This is a genomic window from Mucilaginibacter gracilis, from assembly GCF_003633615.1.
Lineage (GTDB): Bacteria > Bacteroidota > Bacteroidia > Sphingobacteriales > Sphingobacteriaceae > Mucilaginibacter > Mucilaginibacter gracilis.
Window position 1 is genome coordinate 6,366,101 of the sequence record NZ_RBKU01000001.1, and the last position, 22,565, is coordinate 6,388,665.

General features: G+C 41.5%; 23 protein-coding genes. 8 read left to right on the forward strand and 15 right to left on the reverse strand.

Annotated elements, in window-relative coordinates; translation table 11 throughout:
* Nucleotides 1-14: 14 nt before the first annotated feature.
* From BDD43_RS28420 to BDD43_RS28430, 3 genes are read left to right on the forward strand one after another with little or no spacing between them, the layout of a single operon-like run.
* Nucleotides 15-269: a hypothetical protein gene (locus BDD43_RS28420; RefSeq protein ID WP_121201599.1), complete on the forward strand. Its 255-nt coding sequence runs from the start codon at nucleotides 15-17 to the stop codon at nucleotides 267-269.
* On the forward strand, nucleotides 259-627 hold the full coding sequence (locus tag BDD43_RS28425) for a type II toxin-antitoxin system VapC family toxin (RefSeq protein ID WP_162847190.1): 369 nt from the start codon (nucleotides 259-261) through the stop codon (nucleotides 625-627). Before BDD43_RS28420 ends, BDD43_RS28425 begins: the two co-directional genes overlap by 11 nt.
* Entirely contained in the window at nucleotides 624-1,328 is a 705-nt protein-coding gene (locus tag BDD43_RS28430; protein ID WP_121201601.1) for an SDR family NAD(P)-dependent oxidoreductase, read from the forward strand. Before BDD43_RS28425 ends, BDD43_RS28430 begins: the two co-directional genes overlap by 4 nt.
* Before the next feature lie 47 nt (nucleotides 1,329-1,375).
* On the opposite strand, the gene BDD43_RS28435 is transcribed toward BDD43_RS28430, so the two are convergent.
* Nucleotides 1,376-1,951 (reverse strand): thymidine kinase, encoded by a 576-nt coding sequence (locus tag BDD43_RS28435; protein WP_211339780.1) that lies wholly within the window; start codon nucleotides 1,949-1,951, stop codon nucleotides 1,376-1,378.
* An 82-nt stretch (nucleotides 1,952-2,033) separates the two neighbouring features.
* On the opposite strand from BDD43_RS28435, the gene BDD43_RS28440 reads away from it, so the two are divergent.
* Nucleotides 2,034-2,987, forward strand: coding sequence for a hypothetical protein (locus BDD43_RS28440; RefSeq protein ID WP_121201603.1), 954 nt, complete (start codon nucleotides 2,034-2,036; stop codon nucleotides 2,985-2,987).
* Between the two features lie 124 nt (nucleotides 2,988-3,111).
* On the opposite strand, the gene rodA is transcribed toward BDD43_RS28440, so the two are convergent.
* From rodA to purH, 6 genes are all read right to left on the reverse strand, one after another.
* Nucleotides 3,112-4,380, reverse strand: a complete 1,269-nt coding sequence (gene rodA / locus BDD43_RS28445; protein ID WP_121201604.1) for a rod shape-determining protein RodA — start codon at nucleotides 4,378-4,380, stop codon at nucleotides 3,112-3,114.
* Nucleotides 4,373-6,355, reverse strand: coding sequence for a penicillin-binding protein 2 (gene mrdA / locus BDD43_RS28450; protein WP_121201605.1), 1,983 nt, complete (start codon nucleotides 6,353-6,355; stop codon nucleotides 4,373-4,375). The genes rodA and mrdA overlap by 8 nt, the downstream gene beginning before the upstream one ends.
* Nucleotides 6,355-6,879 (reverse strand): rod shape-determining protein MreD, encoded by a 525-nt coding sequence (locus BDD43_RS28455; RefSeq protein ID WP_121201606.1) that lies wholly within the window; start codon nucleotides 6,877-6,879, stop codon nucleotides 6,355-6,357. The genes mrdA and BDD43_RS28455 overlap by 1 nt, the downstream gene beginning before the upstream one ends.
* Nucleotides 6,872-7,711 (reverse strand): rod shape-determining protein MreC, encoded by an 840-nt coding sequence (gene mreC / locus BDD43_RS28460; protein WP_121201607.1) that lies wholly within the window; start codon nucleotides 7,709-7,711, stop codon nucleotides 6,872-6,874. The genes BDD43_RS28455 and mreC overlap by 8 nt, the downstream gene beginning before the upstream one ends.
* Before the next feature lie 80 nt (nucleotides 7,712-7,791).
* Nucleotides 7,792-8,814, reverse strand: coding sequence for a rod shape-determining protein (locus BDD43_RS28465; protein WP_121201608.1), 1,023 nt, complete (start codon nucleotides 8,812-8,814; stop codon nucleotides 7,792-7,794).
* A 96-nt stretch (nucleotides 8,815-8,910) separates the two neighbouring features.
* Nucleotides 8,911-10,437, reverse strand: a complete 1,527-nt coding sequence (gene purH / locus BDD43_RS28470) for a bifunctional phosphoribosylaminoimidazolecarboxamide formyltransferase/IMP cyclohydrolase (RefSeq protein ID WP_121201609.1) — start codon at nucleotides 10,435-10,437, stop codon at nucleotides 8,911-8,913.
* Between the two features lie 171 nt (nucleotides 10,438-10,608).
* Here purH and BDD43_RS28475 point away from each other — a divergent pair, with 171 nt between their 5' ends.
* The 3 genes from BDD43_RS28475 to BDD43_RS28485 all read left to right on the forward strand — a co-directional run bounded on the left by BDD43_RS28475 (nucleotide 10,609) and on the right by BDD43_RS28485 (nucleotide 14,281).
* Nucleotides 10,609-11,256, forward strand: coding sequence for a hypothetical protein (locus tag BDD43_RS28475; protein WP_121201610.1), 648 nt, complete (start codon nucleotides 10,609-10,611; stop codon nucleotides 11,254-11,256).
* 57 nt (nucleotides 11,257-11,313) lie between these two features.
* Complete coding sequence (fabG, locus tag BDD43_RS28480; protein ID WP_121201611.1) at nucleotides 11,314-12,057, forward strand: 3-oxoacyl-[acyl-carrier-protein] reductase; 744 nt, start codon at nucleotides 11,314-11,316, stop codon at nucleotides 12,055-12,057.
* Nucleotides 12,058-12,181: 124 nt separating this feature from the next.
* Nucleotides 12,182-14,281, forward strand: a complete 2,100-nt coding sequence (locus tag BDD43_RS28485; protein ID WP_121201612.1) for a vWA domain-containing protein — start codon at nucleotides 12,182-12,184, stop codon at nucleotides 14,279-14,281.
* 40 nt (nucleotides 14,282-14,321) lie between these two features.
* Here BDD43_RS28485 and BDD43_RS28490 read toward each other — a convergent pair whose 3' ends face one another.
* The 8 genes from BDD43_RS28490 to BDD43_RS28525 all read right to left on the reverse strand — a co-directional run bounded on the left by BDD43_RS28490 (nucleotide 14,322) and on the right by BDD43_RS28525 (nucleotide 21,525).
* Nucleotides 14,322-14,864: a hypothetical protein gene (locus BDD43_RS28490; protein ID WP_147425762.1), complete on the reverse strand. Its 543-nt coding sequence runs from the start codon at nucleotides 14,862-14,864 to the stop codon at nucleotides 14,322-14,324.
* Between the two features lie 36 nt (nucleotides 14,865-14,900).
* Nucleotides 14,901-15,200 carry an FtsB family cell division protein gene (locus BDD43_RS28495; protein WP_121201614.1) on the reverse strand — a complete coding sequence of 100 codons (300 nt, stop codon included), beginning with the start codon at nucleotides 15,198-15,200 and terminating at the stop codon, nucleotides 14,901-14,903.
* 375 nt (nucleotides 15,201-15,575) lie between these two features.
* A complete protein-coding gene (locus BDD43_RS28500) occupies nucleotides 15,576-16,856 on the reverse strand; it encodes a DEAD/DEAH box helicase (RefSeq protein WP_121201615.1) in 1,281 nt (426 codons plus the stop codon).
* 129 nt (nucleotides 16,857-16,985) lie between these two features.
* Nucleotides 16,986-17,426 (reverse strand): WapI family immunity protein, encoded by a 441-nt coding sequence (locus BDD43_RS28505; RefSeq protein ID WP_121201616.1) that lies wholly within the window; start codon nucleotides 17,424-17,426, stop codon nucleotides 16,986-16,988.
* Nucleotides 17,427-17,528: 102 nt separating this feature from the next.
* Nucleotides 17,529-17,726, reverse strand: a complete 198-nt coding sequence (locus tag BDD43_RS28510) for a hypothetical protein (RefSeq protein ID WP_121201617.1) — start codon at nucleotides 17,724-17,726, stop codon at nucleotides 17,529-17,531.
* Nucleotides 17,727-17,845: 119 nt separating this feature from the next.
* On the reverse strand, nucleotides 17,846-19,141 hold the full coding sequence (gene eno, locus BDD43_RS28515) for a phosphopyruvate hydratase (protein WP_121201618.1): 1,296 nt from the start codon (nucleotides 19,139-19,141) through the stop codon (nucleotides 17,846-17,848).
* A gap of 391 nt (nucleotides 19,142-19,532) precedes the next feature.
* A complete protein-coding gene (locus BDD43_RS28520; RefSeq protein WP_121201619.1) occupies nucleotides 19,533-20,681 on the reverse strand; it encodes an ABC transporter permease in 1,149 nt (382 codons plus the stop codon).
* Between the two features lie 79 nt (nucleotides 20,682-20,760).
* Nucleotides 20,761-21,525: an ABC transporter ATP-binding protein gene (locus BDD43_RS28525; RefSeq protein WP_121201620.1), complete on the reverse strand. Its 765-nt coding sequence runs from the start codon at nucleotides 21,523-21,525 to the stop codon at nucleotides 20,761-20,763.
* A gap of 250 nt (nucleotides 21,526-21,775) precedes the next feature.
* Here BDD43_RS28525 and BDD43_RS28530 point away from each other — a divergent pair, with 250 nt between their 5' ends.
* Nucleotides 21,776-22,486 carry a head GIN domain-containing protein gene (locus BDD43_RS28530; RefSeq protein WP_121201621.1) on the forward strand — a complete coding sequence of 237 codons (711 nt, stop codon included), beginning with the start codon at nucleotides 21,776-21,778 and terminating at the stop codon, nucleotides 22,484-22,486.
* Nucleotides 22,487-22,565: the final 79 nt, after the last annotated feature.

Here is a 22,565-nt window from a genome sequence, read left to right on the forward strand (position 1 = left end):
TGTAATTTAGGACTATGACGGTACTGAGAATAAGCATTGATGAGGAAAACGATTTAAAACTTGTAAAAGAGTTTTTAGGCGAGCTCCCTTCAGTTAAAATTGAGGAAGAAACCGACGTTGTTATTACAGAGACACCAAAAGCGCAATCAGCCTCGGAGCGGATAAAAAAGATCCTGGAGGAGGCTAAAGGTAAAGACCTGTTTAAAGATATTGAAGACCCGTCGGAATGGCAAAGGGAGATCCGAAAGGAGTGGGATCGTGATTTTTGATACTAACATACTCATTTATTTATCCAAATACCTTTTAGACCCCGACCGTATTCTTTCAAAACAAGCCAAAGATTCAGTGTCAATCATCACAAAAATAGAAACACTTGGTTTTAATTTTCAAAAAGCAGATGAACACAAATTATTGTCTGATCTATGTAATGAACTAATCGTCATCCCCTTATCAGATCAGATAGCCGAAGAAACTATTAAACTACGCAAAGGTAACCGTATAAAATTACCTGATGCCATAATTTACGCAACCGCCTTAACACAAGGTCTGCCATTATTAACCAACAACATTGCCGATTTTAAAAATCTTGGCAACAAGGTTGAATTAGTGAATCCATTTTCTATATGAATATCATAATAACCGGTGCCAGTAGCGGGGTGGGCTTTGAAGCCGTTTTAGAATTAATTTTATCGGGCAAGCACAACATTATTGCTTTGGCGCGGTCGGAAGATAAGCTGGGGCGACTACTTGAAATTGCCCTGGGGCTTAACCCGGATTGTGTTTTATACCCCGTAGCCTTTGATATTGTACACGACGATTACGACAGCTTGCAACAGTTTATAGCTTCGCATTTAGATAACCGGGTTGATATATTAATTAATAACGCAGGCCTGCTTATTAATAAACCCTTTGCACAACTTTTAGAAAGCGATTTTGTGGAGATGCTGCAAAGCAATTACATGGGCCATGTGCGCATAATACAAGCATTGCTACCGCTAATGCCCGCAGGCTCACACATTGTTAATATTGGCAGCATGGGTGGCTTTCAGGGAAGTGCTAAGTTTGCGGGTTTGGCCGCATACTCGGCCAGTAAAGCGGCACTGCATGTGTTAACCGAATGCCTTGCCCAGGAACTTGCCACGCAACAAATAAAGGTAAACTGCCTTGCGCTTGGCTCGGCCCAAACCGAGATGCTCGAAAAAGCTTTTCCTGGTTATGAGTCGCCTGTAATGGCATTTGAAATGGGCAAATACATAGCCGATTTTGCCCTTACCGGGCACAAATTTTTTAACGGAAAAATATTGCCCGTTGCTTTAAGTACGCCTTAATAATACTGCATTTAACGGTTAGCAAAAGCTAAACCGGGCGTGTTTCATCAATCTATATGGTAACAAATGCGGCAACGGGGTTCGTAAGTTTCCTTTTCGCCTAATAGTATTTTGGCAGGGTTATGCACCAGGCGGTATGAATACAGGGCAGGGTTACCGCACTTAACACACACGGCATGTACCTTGGTTACCGATTCGGCAATGGCCATAATGGCGGGCATGGGGCCAAAGGGCTTACCCAAAAAATCCATATCCAAACCTGCAACAATTACCCTAATGCCCTTGTTGGCAAGTTGGTTACACACATTTGGCAATTCATCATCAAAAAACTGGGCCTCATCAATACCAACTACCTGGGTATTACCGCCCAACAGTAAAATTGACGATGCGTTTTCAACCGGGGTGGAGTGGATAGAATTTAAATCGTGCGAAACCACAGCAGTTTCGTCATACCGGGTATCTGTTTTAGGTTTAAATATTTCTACGTTTAACCGGGCTATCTGCGCCCTCCGTAAGCGGCGTATCAACTCTTCGGTTTTGCCCGAAAACATAGAACCACATATCAATTCAATACTCCCGCCAAATTCGCTGCGGCGCCTAAAAACATCTTCGCTAAATAGCATCATTACCCCTTTGTGAACCCCAAATATCAGAATTTAATGGTACTTTTGGACAAGATTTTACCAACATTACACCAGCATAGTTATGACCAAAAATGAGATCCTGAAAAAAATAGGCATCATTATTATAGAACTACGTGACCAGTATGACTTAATACAACTTAATAGCGATGACATTATTGATATTGAATTAGAATTATTTGTCGCAAACTCTCATTTTTTAACAGACCACGTTGAGATACTTCGTAAGCTTAATAACCAGCAACAAGCTTTACCAAAAACACTGCCGCCGCCACCGCCACCTGCCGAACCTACCAAATATTTTGAACCGGTTGTAAAAACAGCCGCGCCCGAAAAAAGGCAACACATACCCGATTATTTTAACGTTGAGGAGGAAGACATACCTTTTGCAAAACTGGCGCAGCAAATTGCAGACGCCGCCAAGAAAGACCAAACTACGGACGCTCAGGAGGAAGAACAAACACCCGAACCTGTAATTAAACACGAGTTAGTTTTAGATGAACTGGAGGTTGTTAACCATTTACCCATATCAGGCGAAGAATGGGACCACGCAGAAGAAGAGCAGGAAGAGGAAACCGTAACTGCAGAACCTATTGAAAACGAACCTGCCGCCGAACCAAGCGCAGCAACCGAAGAAATTATAGTTTACCAACCGGAAGTTATTAATCCGCAGGTTATTGAGGAAGAAGCGAGCGAAAAACCGCCTGTTACTATTAATCAAATATTATCGGCGCAATTGCCCGGCGCACAACGCCTGGCTTCGTTTGCCGAGGCACAACCTATTAAAGATCTAAAATCGGCCATTATGCTCAACGACAAGCTGCTGTTTGTGCGCGACCTGTTTAATGGCTACAGCATGGCTTACGGTGAAGCTATTGAAATACTTAACCGCTTTAACCGCTTTGACGAAGCCGACCAGTTTTTAAAAATAAATTATTACGCAAAAAATAATTGGGAAGCCAAACAAGCTACAACCGATAAATTTTATCAGCTTTTACAACGCCGGTTTCCCGAATAAGTGAGCGTAAAAATTATTAGCACAACAGATGTTTTATTGTGAAAATAGCCGCGGCCTCCACAATAAAACATCTTTCCTGTTTATGGGCAATTGGGTATTGATATGGCTTTAGTATAGGTGATGATTATCCCACTACGCCCATCCGGTTAGAATCCAGCTTGATAAGTGTAAACAACAACAAAGTAAAGCTCCATAACGACGATCCACCATAGCTTATAAACGGTAGCGGGATGCCAATTACAGGCACAGCACCAATGGTTAAGCCGATATTGATAAAAACGTGGAAAAATATAACGCAGGCAACCCCATAGCCGTATATGCGCGAAAATGGCGATCGCTGTCGTTCCGCAAGGAAAATAATGCGGAGGATTAAAAATACATACAGGCCCAACACAACCACCGAGCCTGCAAAACCCCACTCCTCGCCTACGGTACAAAAAATAAAATCGGTACTTTGCTCGGGCACAAACGAAAAGCGGGTTTGCGTGCCCTGTAAATAGCCCTTACCCCATAACTTGCCCGATCCAATGGCTATTTTGCTTTGGTGTACGTTGTAACCGGCACCTTTTAGGTTTGATGCCCGGCCAAGCCATTCGTCAATACGCACGCGCTGGTGTTCTTTAATAATATGCTGGTAAATAAAAGGCACGGCCAGGGTAAACGCTATTGATAAAACAATTGCCGCACTCGTGGCTAAAACCAGTTGCTTATTCTTCCTAAAAAGTAAAATTATGGTAATGCAAATAACCAGTATGCCAACAATTACATACATGGGTTTAAGCAATAAGCTAAAAATAAACAAGGCTATAAATATACCGCCGAGTATTAAAAACTTAGATGATAAGCCTTCGCGGTAAAGCACAAATATTAACGAGCAAAACACCAGTGTCGATCCATCGTCTGGCTGCATTTTAATCAATACCATGGGCACCAGTATAATTGCCCCGGCAACAAGGAACGATCTGAGTTCGGTTATCTTAATGTTTACCCCGCTCAAATATCGCGCAAGCAGTAAACATGTAGAGTACTTTGCAAACTCAGAGGGTTGTAGCCTAAACATACCGATAGCAATCCAGGCCTGGTTACCGCCCACATTCTTACCCATAACTAATACCAGCACCAGTAAAAACAACGTTACGCCATAAAAAACAGGTGTTAACGCGCTAAAAAAACGGCTATCCAGCAATAAAATAACGCCACCTAATAACAGCGCACCAATTATAAAAATAAATTGCTTTGAGTAATCGGTCGTCATGCTATCTAATATACCGGGGTGCAATTCGTCGTACACGGCAGCATGAATATTAAACCAGCCAATTGTGCATAATGCAATGTAAATTAACACAATTACCCAATCCACATTAAAAAAGAAACTGCGCGGGCTATTATTCATTTTCTTTCCTCCTGAATTGAATAGCTACCAGTTGCTGTTGGTTGTGTTTGTTACCGCGCGCTGCACTCTTAATTTGTTTTATACTATCTTTTTTAACGCTTTTTACAGAATCGGCTACTGCTTTTTGTTTAGCTGCAGCCACATCGGTTTTTAAAGCCGGCAACAAATTTTGATCCATTATCCATTGCGGTGTTTTGCCCGATGCTCTTGATGTTAAACTATCTCTTAGGTATTTTTCTACAATGTAGCTTGCTATAGGTGCTGCCCACCAGGCGCCCTGCCCTGCATTTTCAACCACCACGGCTATTGCAATACGAGGATGATCGCGCGGAGCGAAAGCAACAAATATAGAGTGGTTTTTACCGTGCGGGTTTTGGGCCGTACCCGTTTTGCCACACATTACAATACCCGGTATGCGCGATGCTGCCGCAGTACCACGCTCTACAACCTGCTGCATACCGTTAATTACAGGTTCAAAATATTGGTCGTCTATCCCTACGCTAATTTTTTGGGTAAAATCTTTTTTTATTACGGCCCTGTTACCAATTGACTTAATTAAATGCGGTTTATAATAATAGCCATGATTAGCTATAATGCATTCAATATTAGCCAACTGCAAGGGAGTTGCCAATAACTCGCCCTGGCCTATACCAAGCGATATAATAGAGCTCGACCGCCAGCGGTTTACGCCGAAACGTTTATCGTACTGTGCGTTGGTGGGCACATTACCCCACTTTTCGTGTGGCATATCAACACCCAGGCGCACACCAAAGCCAAACTTGTTTACCTTAGCTCTCCAGTCAGCAAAAGTTGATTCAATGCTTTTAGGCCCGTTAACGTTCATCAGTTTTTCAAAAACATTATCAAAATAGGTATTGCACGATTGTGCTATCGCTCTTGATAAATCGCAAACACCATGTACCTCATCGCAATGTACCCCTTGGTTACCTGCCCAATAAATACCAGTACATGTAAATGTTGTTTGAGGCTTTATTAAGCCCGATTGCAGTGCTATTAAAGCATCCAGTGGTTTAAAAGATGACCCCGGAGGATAATAGGCCTGTATAGGCCTGATAAAGAATGGATTGTAGGGGTTTTTATATAATTCGGCAGCGTTATTACCGCGTTCGCGGCCAACCATTAGGTTAGGGTCGTAACCGGGGCTACTCACAAAACACAAAATTTCGCCCGTTGAGGGTTCAATGGCAACAATGCTGCCCACTTTATTCTTCATTAGTTTTTCACCCAGTTTCTGGATGTCAATATCTAACGATGAAATTAACGGATCACCCGCAACCATTGCGGTATCTTCCAACCCGTTAAGAAACTTCTCTTTCACCACACCTTTCGAGTCAACCAATGCAGTTTTAACGCCGCGTTGCCCGCGAAGCGAATCTTCATAAGCTTTTTCAACACCGGTACGGCCTATATAGTCGCCGCGTTTATAGTAGCCGTGCGATTTTTTTATGTCATTATCGGTTACCTCGTCAATAAATCCCAAAAACTGGGCCGCTACCGAATCGGGATAGGTGCGTACGCTACGCTGAACACCCACAAAACCAGGAAATTCATACGATAGTTCGGAAAACGCGGTGTATGATTTTAAAGGCAATTGCTTTTCAAATGCCGAAGCCAAAGAGCGCGAATAGATCAGTGCTTTTCGTAAACGCTTTTCAACGCCTGCCTTGTCAATACCTAACAGTTGGCAAAGCTTTAATGTATCAAATGGCTTTACCTCGCGCGGGGTAACCATAATGTCGTAAACGGGTTCGTTTTGAACCAATACTTTACCTTTGCGGTCAAAAATTTCTCCCCGGCTGGGAAACAGGATAAAAGTTTTTTTTACATTTCTGTTTGCCGACACAGTGTACTGGTCGTCAACAAGTTGAATGTAAAATAACCGGCCTAGCAAAGCTACAGCCATACAAATAAAAATACCCTGTATTACGTATCGGCGCTCAAAAAAATTGTTCATTAACGTTCCCTTTTCCTGAAAAATAATAATCCGGAAATCACTATCAAAAATACGGTAAAAACTGAACTTAAAGCAAATCTGCTCAAGGTATATTGTATCTCCGATAAGCGAAAAACTTCCAGGTTAAACAGAAAAAAATGATGGAAGAGTGTGAGTATAAATACGTATGCAAAAAACCACCTGAAACCCATAATACTCAGGGTTGGCTCGGGTTCGTTATCAAAGCCGTCTTTTTGTACGGTTATATTAATAAACACAATGCGTACAAATGCAAGTACAACACAGGCTGCCGCATGCAGGCCCGGCGTATCGTAAAAGGCATCTAAAGTAAGGCCCAATATAAACGATAGTATAAATAAAACAATGTTGGGTACATTAAAAGGCAGCAGTAATATAAACAGGATATAGGTATACGGAGTAGCCAGGTTGTAGAGGGTAATATTTTTGAGCAAAAACACCTGTAAAGCAACTGATAGCACAAAGCGCATCAGGTTTACAAAAATCATGGTGGTTGTTCTATTCATCCTTATCCTTTTTATCCTGACTTTGAACTTCGGCCTGCTCTTTTGCAAGTTTGTTAACTACCACATTCACATACTCCAGTTTGCCATAATCAACAGCAAGGTCAAGGTACATATTTAAAAACAGGCCGCCTTCTTTGGCATGCAGGTTACTTACCCTACCAATAGGTATGCCGGTTGGGTATAATGATTGCCCCGATGTTACCACCCGCTCGCCCAGTTTAGGCTTTACACTGTTTGATACGTCCATCAGCAAGCCCTGGTGCGGGTTAAGGTCAACACCCCAGGTTACGGTACCTATCTCTTTGGTATCGGCAAACATGGCACTTACGCGCGCATTACTATTTAATAACGATTGTATACTCGCAAAGTGTTCGGTTGTTTTTACTACCAAACCAACTACGCCGCTACCGCAAATAACACCCATGTCTTTTTCTATACCATCTTTACTGCCAATATTAATGGTGATGTAATTGTTGCGCCGGTTGGTAGAGTTACTAACCACCTTAGCCGGAATATATTGGTACTGCTGGTTATAAACGGTATCTTTTACGGTACGTTTAGCCATCGTATCAATATAAAAAGACGACTTTAACTGGTTGCGCAGCATAGCGTTCTCGCGCGCCAGGCTATCGTTAACATGGCCTAACGACAGATAGTCGCTCACCTGGCTCACTTTTGAGTTGATGCCACCCGTAAAATTGTTAATGGAGCTAATGTAGGATGCCTTTTGAAAGGAATTATGATTGACCAGTATAATTATAGCTGCAATTTCAAAAATAACAAATAAAAAAAATGCGTTGTACTTTCTGAGGAAGATCCAGAGGTTATACATTTCTTTTATCTGTTATATTATTGGGGTATAGGGTTATCAACAACGGTACTAACTTATTAACTAATAACCCAATAAAAAAATTATTGCATCAAAAACTTAAATGTACCGATATTTTTAAGTGCTATGCCTGTTCCGCGCACTACTGCACGCAATGGATCTTCGGCAACATGCACAGGCAGTTTGGTTTTGGCTGCAATACGTTTATCAAGGCCACGCAGTAAAGCACCACCACCAGTTAAATAAATACCGGTTTGATAAATATCGGCAGATAGCTCTGGGGGAGTAATTTCCAAAGCCTTTAAAATAGCTTCTTCTATTTTGGAGATTGATTTATCAAGGCAATGAGCTATTTCGGTATACGATACCGTAATTTGTTTAGGTACACCGGTCATTAAATCGCGGCCCTGTACTGCAAAATCAGTTGGTGGTTCAACCAATTCAGGTAACGCGGCACCAACTTCTATTTTAATTTTCTCGGCAGTACGGTCGCCAATCATAATGTTATGTTGCCTGCGGATGTATTGAACAATATCCGAGTCAAAATTATCACCGGCTACGCGGATAGATTGATCGCAAACGATACCCGAAAGTGCAATTACAGCAATCTCGGTAGTACCACCACCGATATCAATAATCATGTTGCCCATTGGTTCTTCCACATCAATACCTATACCCACTGCTGCGGCCATAGGTTCGTGTATCAGATATACTTCTTTGGCACCTGCAATTTCCGCCGAATCGCGCACGGCGCGTTTCTCAACCTCGGTTATACCCGATGGGATGCAGATCACCATCCGCAACGACGGGAAAACCCAGCCCTTACCTTTATTTATCATGCGGATCATTCCGCGTATCATGTGCTCTGCAGCGTTAAAATCGGCAATAACGCCATCTTTAAGCGGGCGAACGGTGCGTATGTTGTCGTGCGTTTTACCTTCCATTTGCATAGCCTGACGGCCAATGGCAATCACCTTGTTTGTGGTGCGGTCAAAGGCAACGATGGATGGTTCGTCAACAACAACTTTATCATTATGTATAATAAGCGTGTTAGCGGTACCTAAATCAATGGCAATTTCTTGCGTAAAAAAATTAAAAAGACCCATGTCAGTTATGTTTCAAATAATTTGCAAAGTTTGTAAAAAAAAACTTCTCTACAACATTTAATGCAATAACAAAGTTATTGTTTTGGTACTGTAAAATTAATGTTTAAAGTGGCGTACCCCGGTCATTACCATTGATATACCCTTGTCATCGGCCATCTTTATCGAATCCTGATCTTTTATGGAACCGCCAGGTTGCAATATAGCAGTAATTCCGGCATCAGCGGCAATTTCAACACAATCATTAAACGGAAAAAATGCATCCGATGCCATTACAGCACCATTCAAATCAAAACCGAAAGCTTCGGCCTTAACAATAGCCTGTTTTAACGAATCAACACGCGATGTTTGGCCAACGCCACTTGCTATCAGTGTATTATTTTTAGCAAAAACAATGGTGTTTGATTTGGTATGTTTTACCACTTTGTTGGCAAAAAACAAGTCGCGCAGTTCAAGTTCGGTCGGCTGCTTTTGTGTAACCGGTTTCATTTGGTCGGGCCCTTCAATAACCGCGTCTTTATCTTGTTCTATTACACCGTTAAGTAAGGTTTTAAATTGCTTAACGGGCAGCTCTACCTGGTTACGTATTAGTATTATACGGTTCTTTTTTTCGGTTAAATAAACCAAAGCTTCGTTAGTGTAAGCGGGGGCTATTAAAACCTCAAAAAACAGTTTGCTTATTTCGGCAGCAGTTTCTTCGTTAATCTCTTCGTTGGCAATAATTACACCGCCAAAAGCCGAAACCGGGTCGCAGGCCAGCGCATCCAGCCAGGCTTCTTTAATAAACGACCGCGAAGCTACGCCGCATGCGTTGGTATGTTTTAATATGGCTATAGTTGGCTCGGTAAACTCATCTATTAAAGCCACGGCGGCATCAACATCAACCAGGTTGTTGTACGATAACTCTTTACCGTTTAACTTGGTAAACATAGCATCTAAATTGCCGTAGAAAATACCCTTTTGGTGAGGGTTTTCGCCGTAACGTAAAACCTGACTTTTTTGTATGCTCTGTTTAAATACAGGTTCGGTAAAGTCCTGGTTAAAGTAGTTAAAAATAGCGCTATCGTAATGCGATGATATGTTGAAAGCCTGCTTTGCAAATGCGCGGCGCTGGTCTATCGTTGTTTCACCGTTTTGAGTTTTCAGGATATTTTCCAGTTCGGCGTAGTCATCTTTTGATGCAACTATGGTTACGTCTTTATAATTTTTAGCAGCGGCACGTATCAGCGAAATACCGCCAATGTCTATCTTCTCAATCACGTCATCATGTCCCGCTCCCGATTTTACAGTTTCTTCAAAAGGGTACAAATCAACAATTACCAAATCAATCTCCGGTATCTCATATTGTGCCAGTTGTTGTTGGTCGCCTTCAAAGCTGCGGCGGGCCAAAATACCACCAAATACTTTGGGATGCAGCGTTTTAACGCGACCACCTAATATGGATGGGTACGAAGTAAGGTCTTCAACAGCTATTACATCAACACCTAAACCACGTATAAAATCTTCGGTACCACCGGTTGAATATATTTTAACGCCCAGGCGATTTAGCTCCAAAATTATGGGCTCAAGGTTATCTTTATAGTAAACAGAAATTAGTGCATTTTTTATAGCTACAGAACTACTCATGAATGGTGTTTTTAAGAGCCGCAAAAGTAGCGATTTTTAAAGCGGATATGAAAGTAAAAAACCGAATATTGAGCGTTAATTTAACAAAAAACAAATACCTTAATTTTAACTGGTTACCACCTCAATAATTGACTGGAAAATGATAATTTCAAACCATCAATAATCAACCTCATGAAAAAATACTTTTTTATCATTTTGTTATTTCAGGCCTTCGGTCTGTTTGCGTCTTCACCTTTAAAAAAAGGCGATGTGTTAAATGTATGGGCGGTACATGGTTTGCCTGTTTATGAAAAGGTAAACGGCAAACAATTGCTGCTGATACCTTATGGCGAATTTATTACGGTAGATGATGGAGCTACCACCGCACCAATTTCAATCTCCATTAAGGGCGCCGAAATTAAACAGCCGCTTGTTTTAAAGGGACAATGGGTAAAGATTAAATACAAAAACCAGGTGGGCTTTGTGTTTAGCGGATACTTATCAAAAATGCCATGTTTTAAAAAAACAGGGATGGATTTTGAACCGGACGAGGCTTATTTGAAACGAATATACGGTACGCCAAAAGTAACTATTAAAAAAACCACAGTTAAAAAATTATCACAGGTTAATACTACAAAAACCTATAAAAATGGAATAATTGAAACCGAACTGGCAAGCGATGGCTGCATTGATGTTAACTTGTATCTTAACAACATAAGCTACCAGGACGGTATATTATTCGAACAAGCATCATTGTTTTGCCCTGATGCGGCTACTAACATCAAAATACAGGATTTGAAGAACGGAAAGGTAGCTATCTCATACTACTCCTGCGATTAAAATAATATCTCAAAAAATCCTAACTTCACGCCCTCAATAACATACTCTATTATTTGCATGAAATTACTCGAAGGAAAAACGGCATTAATTACCGGTGCATCAAAAGGCATAGGCCGCAAGATAGCCGAAAAATTTGCCGAACATGGCGCTAATGTGGCCTTTACCTATTTATCGTCGGTTGAAAAAGGATTGGCACTGGAGCAGGAATTACAACATTTTGGCACCAAAGTAAAAGGCTACCGCTCGGATGCTTCTAAATTTGAAGAAGCCGAAAAACTGATTAACGACATTGTTGCCGATTTTGGCACTTTACACATAGTAGTTAACAACGCCGGTATTACCAAAGATGGTTTACTGATGCGCATGACCGAAGAAAACTGGGACGAGGTAATTAACGTTAACCTAAAATCGGTTTTCAACACCACCAAGGTAGCTTCAAAAATTATGATGAAAAACCGTTTTGGTGTATTCATTAATTTAAGCTCGGTTGTTGGTGTGCAGGGTAATGCGGGGCAGGGCAATTATGCGGCATCAAAGGCCGGTATTATTGGTTTCTCCAAATCTATCGCTAAAGAATTAGGTTCGCGCAATATCCGTACAAACGTAGTTGCACCGGGCTTTATTAAAACCGAAATGACCGACGTGCTGGACCCTAAAGTAGTTGAAGGCTGGGAAGCCGGCATACCTTTAAAACGTGGTGGCATGCCCGAAGATGTGGCCAATGCCTGCGTTTTCCTGGCTTCGGATATGGCATCCTACATCACCGGCCAGGTTATCCCTGTTGACGGCGGAATGTTATAATGGAACTACAAGCCGCAAGCTTTAAGCTGCAAGTTATAGGTTTATAGCTTAAAGCTTGCGGCTTGTAGCTTAAAGCTAAAAAAACTTGAGGTTAAAATAAAAAACAGCATATTTACAAAACGATATGCTGTTTTTGTTTTCTTTAAGCTGGGAGTCGGTTTCGGGGTGGTGGGTTTTGGCTTGCCTTGCCCTCGGTGTGCTTTATGCATGGTTGCTTTACAGGCAACCTAATAGTATAAACCCTTTTGCGCGTAACGTTTTAAGCGTGTTGCGGGCATTAGCAGTAGCCACAATCGCAGTACTACTGCTATCGCCACTTATTAAAACCGTTAGCAGCCGCCCTCAAAAACCCCTGGTGTTGCTTTTGCAGGATAACTCCTCGTCTATACAGCTCTTTAAGCCTGCCAATTTTGATGCTCAAAAGTTTGTTAGCCAGCTTGGCGATATTAAACAAGCCCTTGGTGCTGATTACGACGTGCGCGAATTCAATTTCTCCGCCGATTTAAAAGATAGCCTATCAAAATCATTCAATGGTAAACAAACCGATATTTCGGCAGCTATACGTGGTTTAACCGATAGGTTTTCTAACCAAAACATTGGTGCCCTGGTTTTAGCTACCGACGGCCTTTATAACAAAGGCAGCAGTCCGCAGTACGGGGCGCGTAACTTAAAAACCAATATTTACACCATTGCTTTAGGCGACACCACTCCCCGGCGCGATTTACTGATAGCCAACGTTAACTACAACAAAACCGCCTTTTTAGGTAACGATTTTGAAATGGAAGTTTTAGCAGAAGCCTACCAGGCCCAAGCCGAAAACATGCGCCTAACCGTAAGCGAAGATGGCGCGCCGGTAGCCAACCAAACCATTGCTGTAACAACAAACGACTTCCGTAAGGTAATACCCCTAAAGCTACATGCCGATAAAAAAGGTGTACACAAATTCACCATTAGCCTGCAAGCCATTGCCAACGAAATATCAACCCTTAACAATACCGAAATCATTTATGTTGAGGTTTTAGATACCAAACAAAAAATACTGCTGCTTTACAACGGCCCCCACCCGGATATAAGCGCCATCAAACTTTCGCTGGAAAGTAACCGAAACTACGAGGTAAAAACCAGTTTAGTTACCGATGCCGACCTGGGCAAATTAAGTACTTATAGCCTTGCGATATTGTACCAGTTACCGGCGTCGGCATCTGCTTTTCCGTCAACACTGCAAAGCCAGTTGGCAAAATTAAAAATACCGGTTTGGTATGTAGCAGGTGCACAAACAGATATACAGCAGTTAAATAAAGCACAAAAAATTATCCAGATCAATACCTCGCGGACGGATATGCAGGAAGTTTTTGCATCGCCTAAAGCGGATTTTTCGGCCTTTACCCTGTCTGATTCTACGCGCCGGGAGCTTGCCCTACTGCCGCCCTTAGTTGCTCCTTTTGGCAATTACAGCGCGCCATCGGCGCAGTCGGTTTTATTGAAACAAAAAATAGGCAGTGTTGAAACCTCGTACCCTTTATTAGCTTTTGGCGAAGACGCTGGTGTACGCACAGCCGTACTTACTGCCGAAGGCATTTGGAAATGGCGACTGGCAGAATTTGCCACCACAGGCAGCCACAACGCCGTTAACGAATTACTGAGCCAATCGGTACAATACCTAACCGCCAAAGGCGATAGGAGCCATTTTCGCGTTTATCCTGCAAAAAACGTGTTCGACGAAAGTGAGGATGTATTGCTAAACGCCGAATTGTACAACGATGCACTTGAACTGATTAATACGCCTGACGTTAAAATTGACCTGAAAGGCAAATCCGGGAAAACCTTTAGCTTTATATTTACCCGTAACGGCCAGAGTTACCAACTAAATGCCGGTGCGCTCCCGCCCGACGAATACACCTACACCGCAAGTACAAAACCCGGCGACAAAGCCCTTACCGCCACCGGGCAACTTGCCGTTAAAGCCCTCAACGCCGAAACCCGCCAAAGCGCCGCCGACCATCACCTGCTGTACACCTTAGCCAAAGAAAATGGCGGCCAAATGCTCATGTCATCGCAAATTAACCAACTCGCCGCCCTCATCCGCAAAAACGAAAGCATCAAAACCATTGTTTACGACGACAAAACCTACCGCGATTTGGTAGATGAGAAATGGGTATTTGTTTTAGTACTTGTGCTATTAAGTGCAGAATGGTTTGCACGCAAACGAGAAGGAGAATTGTAAGATGAGACGGAGGGGTGGGGACAGAACCCGGAACATCAAATCAGTTTTTGTGTGTCAACAAAAATTCTTTATGTCGCTTAGCATAATTAATTTCCATCATCCGTTTTACATACGTTGTATCAAGTTCATGATAGCTCTCCATTTTAAATATCAGTCTTACGAAATTGCCGTCAGTAACAAAACAATCAGTTATTTTCCCTTTTAAACGATAAACTTTGTAATAATCCTTAAATTGGATGGTATCGGGCCAAAGCTTATAAAAATTATTTCTTTTGGCCAATTTCAGGTCACCCGAATTTAAAAACGAACCGGGGCCGGAAAACATGGTATCCCGGTTAGGAATGTGCCTTAGGGAATCTACACTATGGCGAACTTTCAAAATCACCTTATTTGGCATATAAACAATACCGCTATCGTTCTGTAGATCACTACTCCCTGTGGATTCAATATGCTCTGCAACAATCACAGTTTCACAGGTGTCACAGATCTTGGCATTATCATTCTCAATTTTAAATTCGGGCTCGGCAGATAATTTTATAACCTGTTTAGTAGAAGTATGAGTACATGCCGTAAATAAAGACATTGCGATAAGCAGAAATCTTACTTTTACCCGCATTTGCTATTCCTCCTTCTTCTTCCTAACTATTACAAAAATATCCTCATTATCTTTTTTCATGAGGTATTTTTCGCGGGCAAATTTTTCCAGTTTTTCGGGATTGGAGTTTAGCTCGTCGAGGTCTTTGCTAACCTGGTGGGTTTCTTTGAGCAAAAAATCGCGTTGTTTTTCAAGCTCAACAACCTGGTTGTGTTTGGTATATTGCGAATACAGATCATCTTTATCTAAAAAAATCATCCATACCGCAAAAGCGATGGTAACCAGGAAAAATTTATTTTTAAATAAATCAATTAATCGTTTCATTCAACTAAATTAATAAAAACCGTGTTAAAAATATTTCAAAAAATTAGAGTTTGCAAGTTAGGGTTATTAACTTATTAACATACAGGCGCTAATACAAACAAAAACGGTTATTATTTAGAACGAACTAAAAGAGAGAAATCTTTTCCGGGAAACACAATTGCTTGCCCAACCTCACGAAAAAGATTTCTCCATATAGTCCAAAAATATTAACAACTCTTTATTGATACGGTTAAGCAATTTTCTAAATATCGAAAACCAATAACTCAATCACTCAAAAATCAATCGCTCAATAACTAATAACTCAATAACTAATGACTCAATCACTCAAAAATCAATCACTCAATAATTAGCCGGGGGGATATTGTAAGAAATATTTTAATCCCTGCGCGCTCTGCTCCTAAATTCGCCGTGCTTTTTGGCACCGCCACGTCCGGCACTTGCGCCGCCGCCGCGTGGGCCACCACCGCCTCCACCTTTTTTCGGACTGCTACCCTTCGGTGCAGGGCCTAAATGTGGCGCCTTCATTGGGTATGGGTGCGAATCATCCACCGGGATAACCTTACCAATCAGTTTATGAATATCATACAAAAACTCACCCTCGTCCGAATCGCAGAAAGACAAAGCTATACCGCTTGCCCCTGCCCTGCCTGTACGGCCAATACGGTGTACATAAGTTTCGGGCACGTTAGGTAATTCGTAGTTAATAACGTGTGTCAGTTCGTCAATATCAATACCACGTGCTGCAATATCGGTGGCAACCAAAACACGGGTGCTACGGTTTTTAAAATTGGTTAAAGCCCGTTGCCTTGCATTTTGCGATTTATTGCCATGTATAGCTTCGGATGTAATGCCAACCTTAATCAAATCTTTAACCACCTTATCGGCGCCATGCTTGGTACGGGTAAATACCAATGCGGTAGCAATGTTTTTATCTTTTAAAATATGGTTAAGCAAAGCCTTTTTGTCGTTCTTCTCCACAAAAAATATGCTTTGGTTAATAGTATCCGCGGTTGACGACACCGGCGCAACCTCAACCTTTTCAGGGCTGTTTAAAATGCTATCCGCTAAAGCCTGTATCTCTTTAGGCATAGTTGCCGAGAAAAACAGCGTTTGGCGTTTAAAAGGCAATTTGGCAATTACCTTTCTCACATCGTTAACAAAACCCATATCAAGCATGCGGTCGGCTTCGTCCAAAACCAATATCTTGATCTGATCCAGATGAACAAATTTCTGCTGAACCAAATCCAATAAACGGCCTGGCGTGGCAACCAAAATATCAATACCACGTTTTAAAGCCTCAACTTGGTGATGCTGCGATACACCACCAAAAATTACCAGATGCTTTAAGCCAGTGTGGCGGCCATAAGCGGCAAAGCTTTCGTCAATTTGAATAGCTAACTCACGTGTTGGGGTTAGTATCAATGTTTTGATAGCTTTTGAAGTAGGGTTTTGCACCTTATCGGCATGCAGTATCTGCAAAATAGGTATAGCAAAAGCCGCCGTTTTACCGGTACCCGTTTGGGCGCAACCCAATAGGTCTTTACGGTTTAATATAATAGGTATTGATTGCTCCTGAATAGGAGTTGGCGTAGTATATCCCTCGTGTTTTAGGGCCTTGAGGATAGGCTCAATTAATTTTAGATCCTGGAATGACATGTAATATTTTTAATGTAAAGTTCCCGCTCTATAAAAGGAAATGAGATTTGGTATAAATCAGAGCCGGTTAAGTGCGGATATAAGCAATTCGCTTATGTTGCTGCAAAGATATGGTTTTTATTTGGGATGTTACTTAACACCTTTCATTCCACCGTAAAATTCTACTATCGAACGTAATTGCTGTAAAGTAGATTGAATGTAAGATTGATCAGAAATAAATTCAAAAGTTAGGCTATTGTATAATTCTCGATTATGTTTAAAAACACCTTTAATGTTCACATGTCCTAATAAATCGTAGCTAACATCTATCTTTAAATTATGTTCATAGTTTTCAAATGTAATATTTCCTTTTACCTCACTATTGCATTTAGACAGAGAGTTATACAAATTGAAAAGTTCGCCGGTTGTAACCCATATCGGTGAGCTGACTGAAAAACCATGTGATGCCATCATAATATCAGCCTCCACATCGTAACCGCCGAAATGGGTTGTTGTATCAGGAAATCCAAAAACCTTTTGGAAGGTAATTTTTAAATGTCCACCATTTCCCTTTATTTCAAAAAAATCCATAAAACTATTTATTAGACCTCGATTTTCTGATCCCCTGCATATCGCCTAAATCCTTCGCCCTACCGATTGGCTGTTTATTAGCAATAAAATCCTTTTCAAACATTATAGGCTTCGTGAAGTAACAACCTTTGCGATTTTTTCAGGATAAGAGCCGTTTAACCACGTATAGTAGTTTATTCTCAAACGGGTAACTTCAGCCAACCTCTCTGCAAAAGTTTTGCCCAACCAAAAAGCCACGTCTAAATGATCTTCGTCATCCATGCTAACCTGGTTAACTACCATCGCCATTTTTCTTTCCATCGGTTTCAATTTGCTTACCTTCTACTATAATATATGAAAAATGGAAGAAACAAAAAACCTGCCGAAAATTCGACAGGTTTTTCTATTCTGAAAATTCTTTTATTCTGAGAATTCTGATATTACTTCTTAGCGTATTTAAAGTTCTTACCAATAAATTTTGCATTGGCACCTAACTCCTCTTCAATACGTAATAACTGATTGTATTTAGCTATCCGGTCTGAGCGTGAAGCCGAGCCGGTTTTAATCTGACCGCAATTCAACGCCACAGCTAAATCAGCGATGGTAGCATCCTCAGTCTCGCCCGAGCGATGGCTCATTACCGAAGTATAACCATTGGTTTGCGCTAATGATACCGCGTTAATAGTTTCGGTTAAAGTACCAATTTGGTTTACTTTTACCAATATAGAGTTTGCAGTATCTTTATCAATGCCGGTTTGTAAGCGCAACACGTTAGTAACAAATAAATCGTCGCCCACTAACTGCACTTTGCTGCCCAGTTTCTCGGTTAATAATTTCCAGCCATCCCAATCGTCTTCGGCCATACCGTCTTCAATAGATATAACAGGATATTTTTCAACCAATTGAGCTAAATATTCAACCTGCTCTGCGCTGGTGCGTATTACGCCTTTATCACCTTCAAATTTGGTGTAATCGTATTTACCATCTTTGTAAAATTCAGATGCGGCACAATCAAATGCAATGTAAATATCAACACCTGGTTTGTAACCTGCTTTTTCAATAGCTTTTAAAATAGTTTCAACACCATCTTCGGTACCTTCAAAAGTTGGGGCAAAACCACCTTCGTCGCCAACTGCGGTTGATAAACCACGGTCGTGTAATATCTTTTTCAGGTTATGGAAAACTTCGGTTCCCCAACGCAATGCTTCCGAGAAAGAAGGAGCACCCACAGGCATAATCATAAACTCCTGGAAAGCAATAGGAGCATCAGAGTGCGAACCACCGTTCACAATATTCATCATCGGGATAGGCAATGTGTTAGCGTTTACACCACCAACGTAGCGGTATAGCGGCTGGCGGCTCTCTTGTGCGGCAGCTTTAGCAGCAGCAAGCGAAACACCTAAAATAGCATTGGCACCCAGTTTACTCTTGTTAGCTGTACCGTCAAGGTCAATCATCAGCTTGTCAATCGCGTTTTGTTCAAAAACGTCAAAACCTTTTAAAGCAGGGGCAATTATATCGTTAACGTTAGCAACGGCTTTTAAAACGCCTTTACCCATATATACTTTTTTATCATCGTCACGCAGTTCAACAGCTTCGTGAACACCGGTTGATGCTCCCGACGGAACAGCCGCACGGCCCAAAGCGCCATTTTCTGTTAATACTTCAACTTCGATAGTTGGGTTACCGCGCGAATCCAGTATCTGGCGGGCGTGAACGTTAATTATAATACTCATTTTTATTTTATTTATTGGGTTAAAGGTTATTATCTATTCCAGACTGTTTTTGAGTAAACACCCTAAATAAATTACTACGGCTGCTAAATTATAAAAACTTTGGCAATTACCCCACCATTTACAGCAATGATTACAATTATTTTGTGTATAATTTACACTAAGGTATTATTGGGCGCGGAGAAGAGGCAGTAAGCGAGATGTAAGAGGCAGGGTAAGAATCAAGAAGTAAGAATCAAGAGACAAGACAAAATCTTGATTCTTACATCTCGCTTCTTGATTCTTACTTCTTGATTCCTGCCTCTTGATTCTTGATTCTTACTTCTTGATTCCTGCCTCTTGATTCTTGATTCTTACTTCTTGATTCCTGCCTCTTACTTCTTGATTCTCCCCCCTACTCCCATTTAAACGTTTTAACCGCAACAGCGTAAATACCGATAAACCAAGCTCCCAGTATAAGTAATTGGTGGGTTACATCGCCCAGGCCTGCGCCTTCAAAAGCAACCTCGCGCATAGCGGTATTTAAATACGTTAAGGGCAAAACCTTACTAATGTATTGCAACCATACCGGGAACGCCGATGCCGAAAAGAAAGTGCCCGACAGCAAAAACTGGGGCATGGTAATAATATTTGAAATTGGAGGAACGCTGCTTTCGTTTTTAGCAATGCCCGATATAATGAAGCCAAAGCCCATAAATATAATGAGCCCAATGGTGGCCAGTACCATCATATTAAGCACTGTTGTTACGCCGTGTATTAATGTAAAGCCAAACACGTAATGCCCAACCATAATAATAAACAAGGCTCCCAGTAACGAAAACACTAACCGCGCCAGCATTTCGCCAAGTACAATGCTGTATCTTTTTACCGGTGTAGCAAAAAAACGTTTAACAACTAAGGTAAGGCGCAGGCTTAAAAACACAAACGCAGTACCAAAAACGCCGCTGCTTAATAGCGAAAAGCCCAGCATACCCGGCAATAAAAAATCGATGTATTTATACTCGCGGCCTTTTATGGTAGTTTGGTGTACTTGCGCAACGGCGGGCGGCGCCATGCCACCTGCAAAACTATTTACCTGGTAAAGCACGTTGTTAAGTAACGATTTAAAAATATCTCCCTTTTGTGCCGATGCGTTAGAGTACTGCACATTAAGCACAAAGGCCGGGCCTGCTTTAGCAGGCAGGGCGGATAAAGGCGGATAGATGGTAACTCCTTCGCCCTTAAAGTTTTTTTTAATATCAATAATAGCTGCAATATCTCCCCTTGATAGGCTGGTAGCCATTTGGGCAGTGGTTTGGCTTTTAATGAGGTGTACAACGGGTACTTTTTTTAGCACGTTATAAACAACATTGGTGGTATCGCAGGTTTTGGCAACGGCCACATCTACTGTAACGCCGCTGCTACCGATATTGGCAAAAACGGTAATAAATATGAGCGGGAAAGCCAAACTAAATACCACAGCCGACGGGCTGCGCATAATTGACCGGAAACTTGCCTTAGCAATGGCAAGCGTAGCATTCAAATTACTGTATGATTGATCCATTTAGGGTATTGATGTTTGAAATTGTTGAATATAATTAGTGGGGATTGGCTGACCTTCTATTTTTGAACCTTGTGCCTTACTATTCTTCGCGCAGTGCCTTACCTGTTTTGTTGATAAAAACATCTTCCAGGTTAGCTTTTTTAACTTGCTTTTCGCGCTCAAAGCCGGTGGCCACCAGTTCGTCAATAAAATTATCCGGCGTGTTAATGCCTATAATGTTACCGCCGTCAACAAAAGCTACGCGGTCGCACAATATTTCGGCCTCGTCCATATAATGGGTAGTTATTACAACGGTTGTACCATTGTCGCGTATTTCGCGTATCAGGTCCCAAAGGTTGCGGCGCGCTTGCGGGTCAAGCCCGGTGGTTGGCTCATCTAAAAACACTATGCGCGGGTTATTAATTAACGTAGTAGCTATCGAAAACCGCTGCTTTTGCCCGCCCGAAAGTTCTTTATATTTAGCCTTGGCTTTATCCGTTAACGATACCTTTTCCAGCATGGCCAATGCAGTTACCTTAACCCCATATAGCCCCGAAAACAGATCAATCAGTTCCGACAAATTTAAATTAGGATAATACCCGGCGGCCTGTAATTGCACACCAATACGCTTTTTAATGCTCCCCGCATCCTTATCTATCGAAAAACCATCAACAATTATTTCGCCCGATGTTTTATCGCGCAGCGTTTCTATAATCTCCAGCGTGGTAGTTTTGCCGGCACCATTGGGGCCAAGTAATCCAAATATTTCACCCTCGTAAACTTCAAAACTAATATCATTAACGGCGGTAAAATCGCCGTATTTTTTAACTAAATTTTTTACTGTAATAATGGGTTGTTTTGCCATGCCATAAAAATCGGTTACTTATTTCAAATAACCATAAACTTTTCGGCGAAAGCAGGTTTTTTTTAGGTAAAATAAGTTTTTATTGCACTTTAAATCCGGCGCATCATCAAACCACTAATTAAGCATGGCTTGCACTTGAGTTTTAAATAAAATTGTTGCAGATTAATGGTAATGGCCAAAATTACTTTTTTATAAAATTTTGTGTAACCTTTTCATTTCTCATCGCATCTTATTGTAAAACCAACCCATCATGAAAACACAGTTTGTTAAATTTCTTTGCATTGCAGTTATTACCGCGGGCTCTTTATCAACCGCCCTCGCGGGCAATCAAACCCGTTCTGTATCCGGCTTTTCAAGTATAGCCTCATCTGGTGCGTTCAATATTCATGTTAAAATAGATGGTACCGAAACTCTCAAAATTACCGCGCCCGATGATATTATCAACGAAATAGAAACCATAGTTGAAAACGGAACCCTAAAAATCAAGAACAAAAACGAGCATTTTTGGAACAGTGATAACTACAAAAATCAAAAAGTTGATGTTTACATCACCGCAAAATCCCTTTCAACGTTAATCAATAGCGGGTCGGGTTCAATTAAGGTTGATGGCACCATCGGTACATCAAAATTCAGAGCCGTATTGAGTGGCTCGGGCAGTATTAGCACAGGCGTTAAAGCCGACGATGTTTCGGCCGTAATAAGCGGATCGGGAAGCATTAACCTTAATGGTAAAACCAACAGCGCCAGCCTGGTAATTACCGGCTCGGGCAGCATGAATGGTAAAAACCTTAACACGCAAACCAGCAGCATAGTTATATCCGGCTCGGGCGATGTTTATATTTCAGCCGATAAACAATTATCGTCACGCATTGTAGGTTCGGGTTCGGTACAATATAGCGGCAACGCCACTGTAAACAGCACCAAAATAGGTTCGGGTTCGGTTACGCAGGTTAATAATTAGTATTTATTCCCTTGCAGGGAGGAAATATACCCTGCTCCATCCAGAAAGTTATACCTTACGGTGATACTTTCATTCAACA

Excerpts from the sequence above, each read along its gene's own strand:
- BDD43_RS28420 (WP_121201599.1), top strand. The coding sequence starts at position 15 with ATGACGGTACTGAGAATAAGCATTGATGAGGAAAACGATTTAAAACTT.
- BDD43_RS28430 (WP_121201601.1), top strand. The coding sequence starts at position 624 with ATGAATATCATAATAACCGGTGCCAGTAGCGGGGTGGGCTTTGAAGCC.
- BDD43_RS28435 (WP_211339780.1), bottom strand. The coding sequence starts at position 1,951 with ATGCTATTTAGCGAAGATGTTTTTAGGCGCCGCAGCGAATTTGGCGGG.
- BDD43_RS28440 (WP_121201603.1), top strand. The coding sequence starts at position 2,034 with ATGACCAAAAATGAGATCCTGAAAAAAATAGGCATCATTATTATAGAA.
- rodA (WP_121201604.1), bottom strand. The coding sequence starts at position 4,380 with ATGAATAATAGCCCGCGCAGTTTCTTTTTTAATGTGGATTGGGTAATT.
- mrdA (WP_121201605.1), bottom strand. The coding sequence starts at position 6,355 with ATGAACAATTTTTTTGAGCGCCGATACGTAATACAGGGTATTTTTATT.
- BDD43_RS28455 (WP_121201606.1), bottom strand. The coding sequence starts at position 6,879 with ATGAATAGAACAACCACCATGATTTTTGTAAACCTGATGCGCTTTGTG.
- mreC (WP_121201607.1), bottom strand. The coding sequence starts at position 7,711 with ATGTATAACCTCTGGATCTTCCTCAGAAAGTACAACGCATTTTTTTTA.
- BDD43_RS28465 (WP_121201608.1), bottom strand. The coding sequence starts at position 8,814 with ATGGGTCTTTTTAATTTTTTTACGCAAGAAATTGCCATTGATTTAGGT.
- purH (WP_121201609.1), bottom strand. The coding sequence starts at position 10,437 with ATGAGTAGTTCTGTAGCTATAAAAAATGCACTAATTTCTGTTTACTAT.
- BDD43_RS28475 (WP_121201610.1), top strand. The coding sequence starts at position 10,609 with ATGAAAAAATACTTTTTTATCATTTTGTTATTTCAGGCCTTCGGTCTG.
- fabG (WP_121201611.1), top strand. The coding sequence starts at position 11,314 with ATGAAATTACTCGAAGGAAAAACGGCATTAATTACCGGTGCATCAAAA.
- BDD43_RS28485 (WP_121201612.1), top strand. The coding sequence starts at position 12,182 with ATGCTGTTTTTGTTTTCTTTAAGCTGGGAGTCGGTTTCGGGGTGGTGG.
- BDD43_RS28490 (WP_147425762.1), bottom strand. The coding sequence starts at position 14,864 with ATGTCTTTATTTACGGCATGTACTCATACTTCTACTAAACAGGTTATA.
- BDD43_RS28495 (WP_121201614.1), bottom strand. The coding sequence starts at position 15,200 with ATGAAACGATTAATTGATTTATTTAAAAATAAATTTTTCCTGGTTACC.
- BDD43_RS28500 (WP_121201615.1), bottom strand. The coding sequence starts at position 16,856 with ATGTCATTCCAGGATCTAAAATTAATTGAGCCTATCCTCAAGGCCCTA.
- BDD43_RS28505 (WP_121201616.1), bottom strand. The coding sequence starts at position 17,426 with ATGGATTTTTTTGAAATAAAGGGAAATGGTGGACATTTAAAAATTACC.
- BDD43_RS28510 (WP_121201617.1), bottom strand. The coding sequence starts at position 17,726 with ATGGAAAGAAAAATGGCGATGGTAGTTAACCAGGTTAGCATGGATGAC.
- eno (WP_121201618.1), bottom strand. The coding sequence starts at position 19,141 with ATGAGTATTATAATTAACGTTCACGCCCGCCAGATACTGGATTCGCGC.
- BDD43_RS28520 (WP_121201619.1), bottom strand. The coding sequence starts at position 20,681 with ATGGATCAATCATACAGTAATTTGAATGCTACGCTTGCCATTGCTAAG.
- BDD43_RS28525 (WP_121201620.1), bottom strand. The coding sequence starts at position 21,525 with ATGGCAAAACAACCCATTATTACAGTAAAAAATTTAGTTAAAAAATAC.
- BDD43_RS28530 (WP_121201621.1), top strand. The coding sequence starts at position 21,776 with ATGAAAACACAGTTTGTTAAATTTCTTTGCATTGCAGTTATTACCGCG.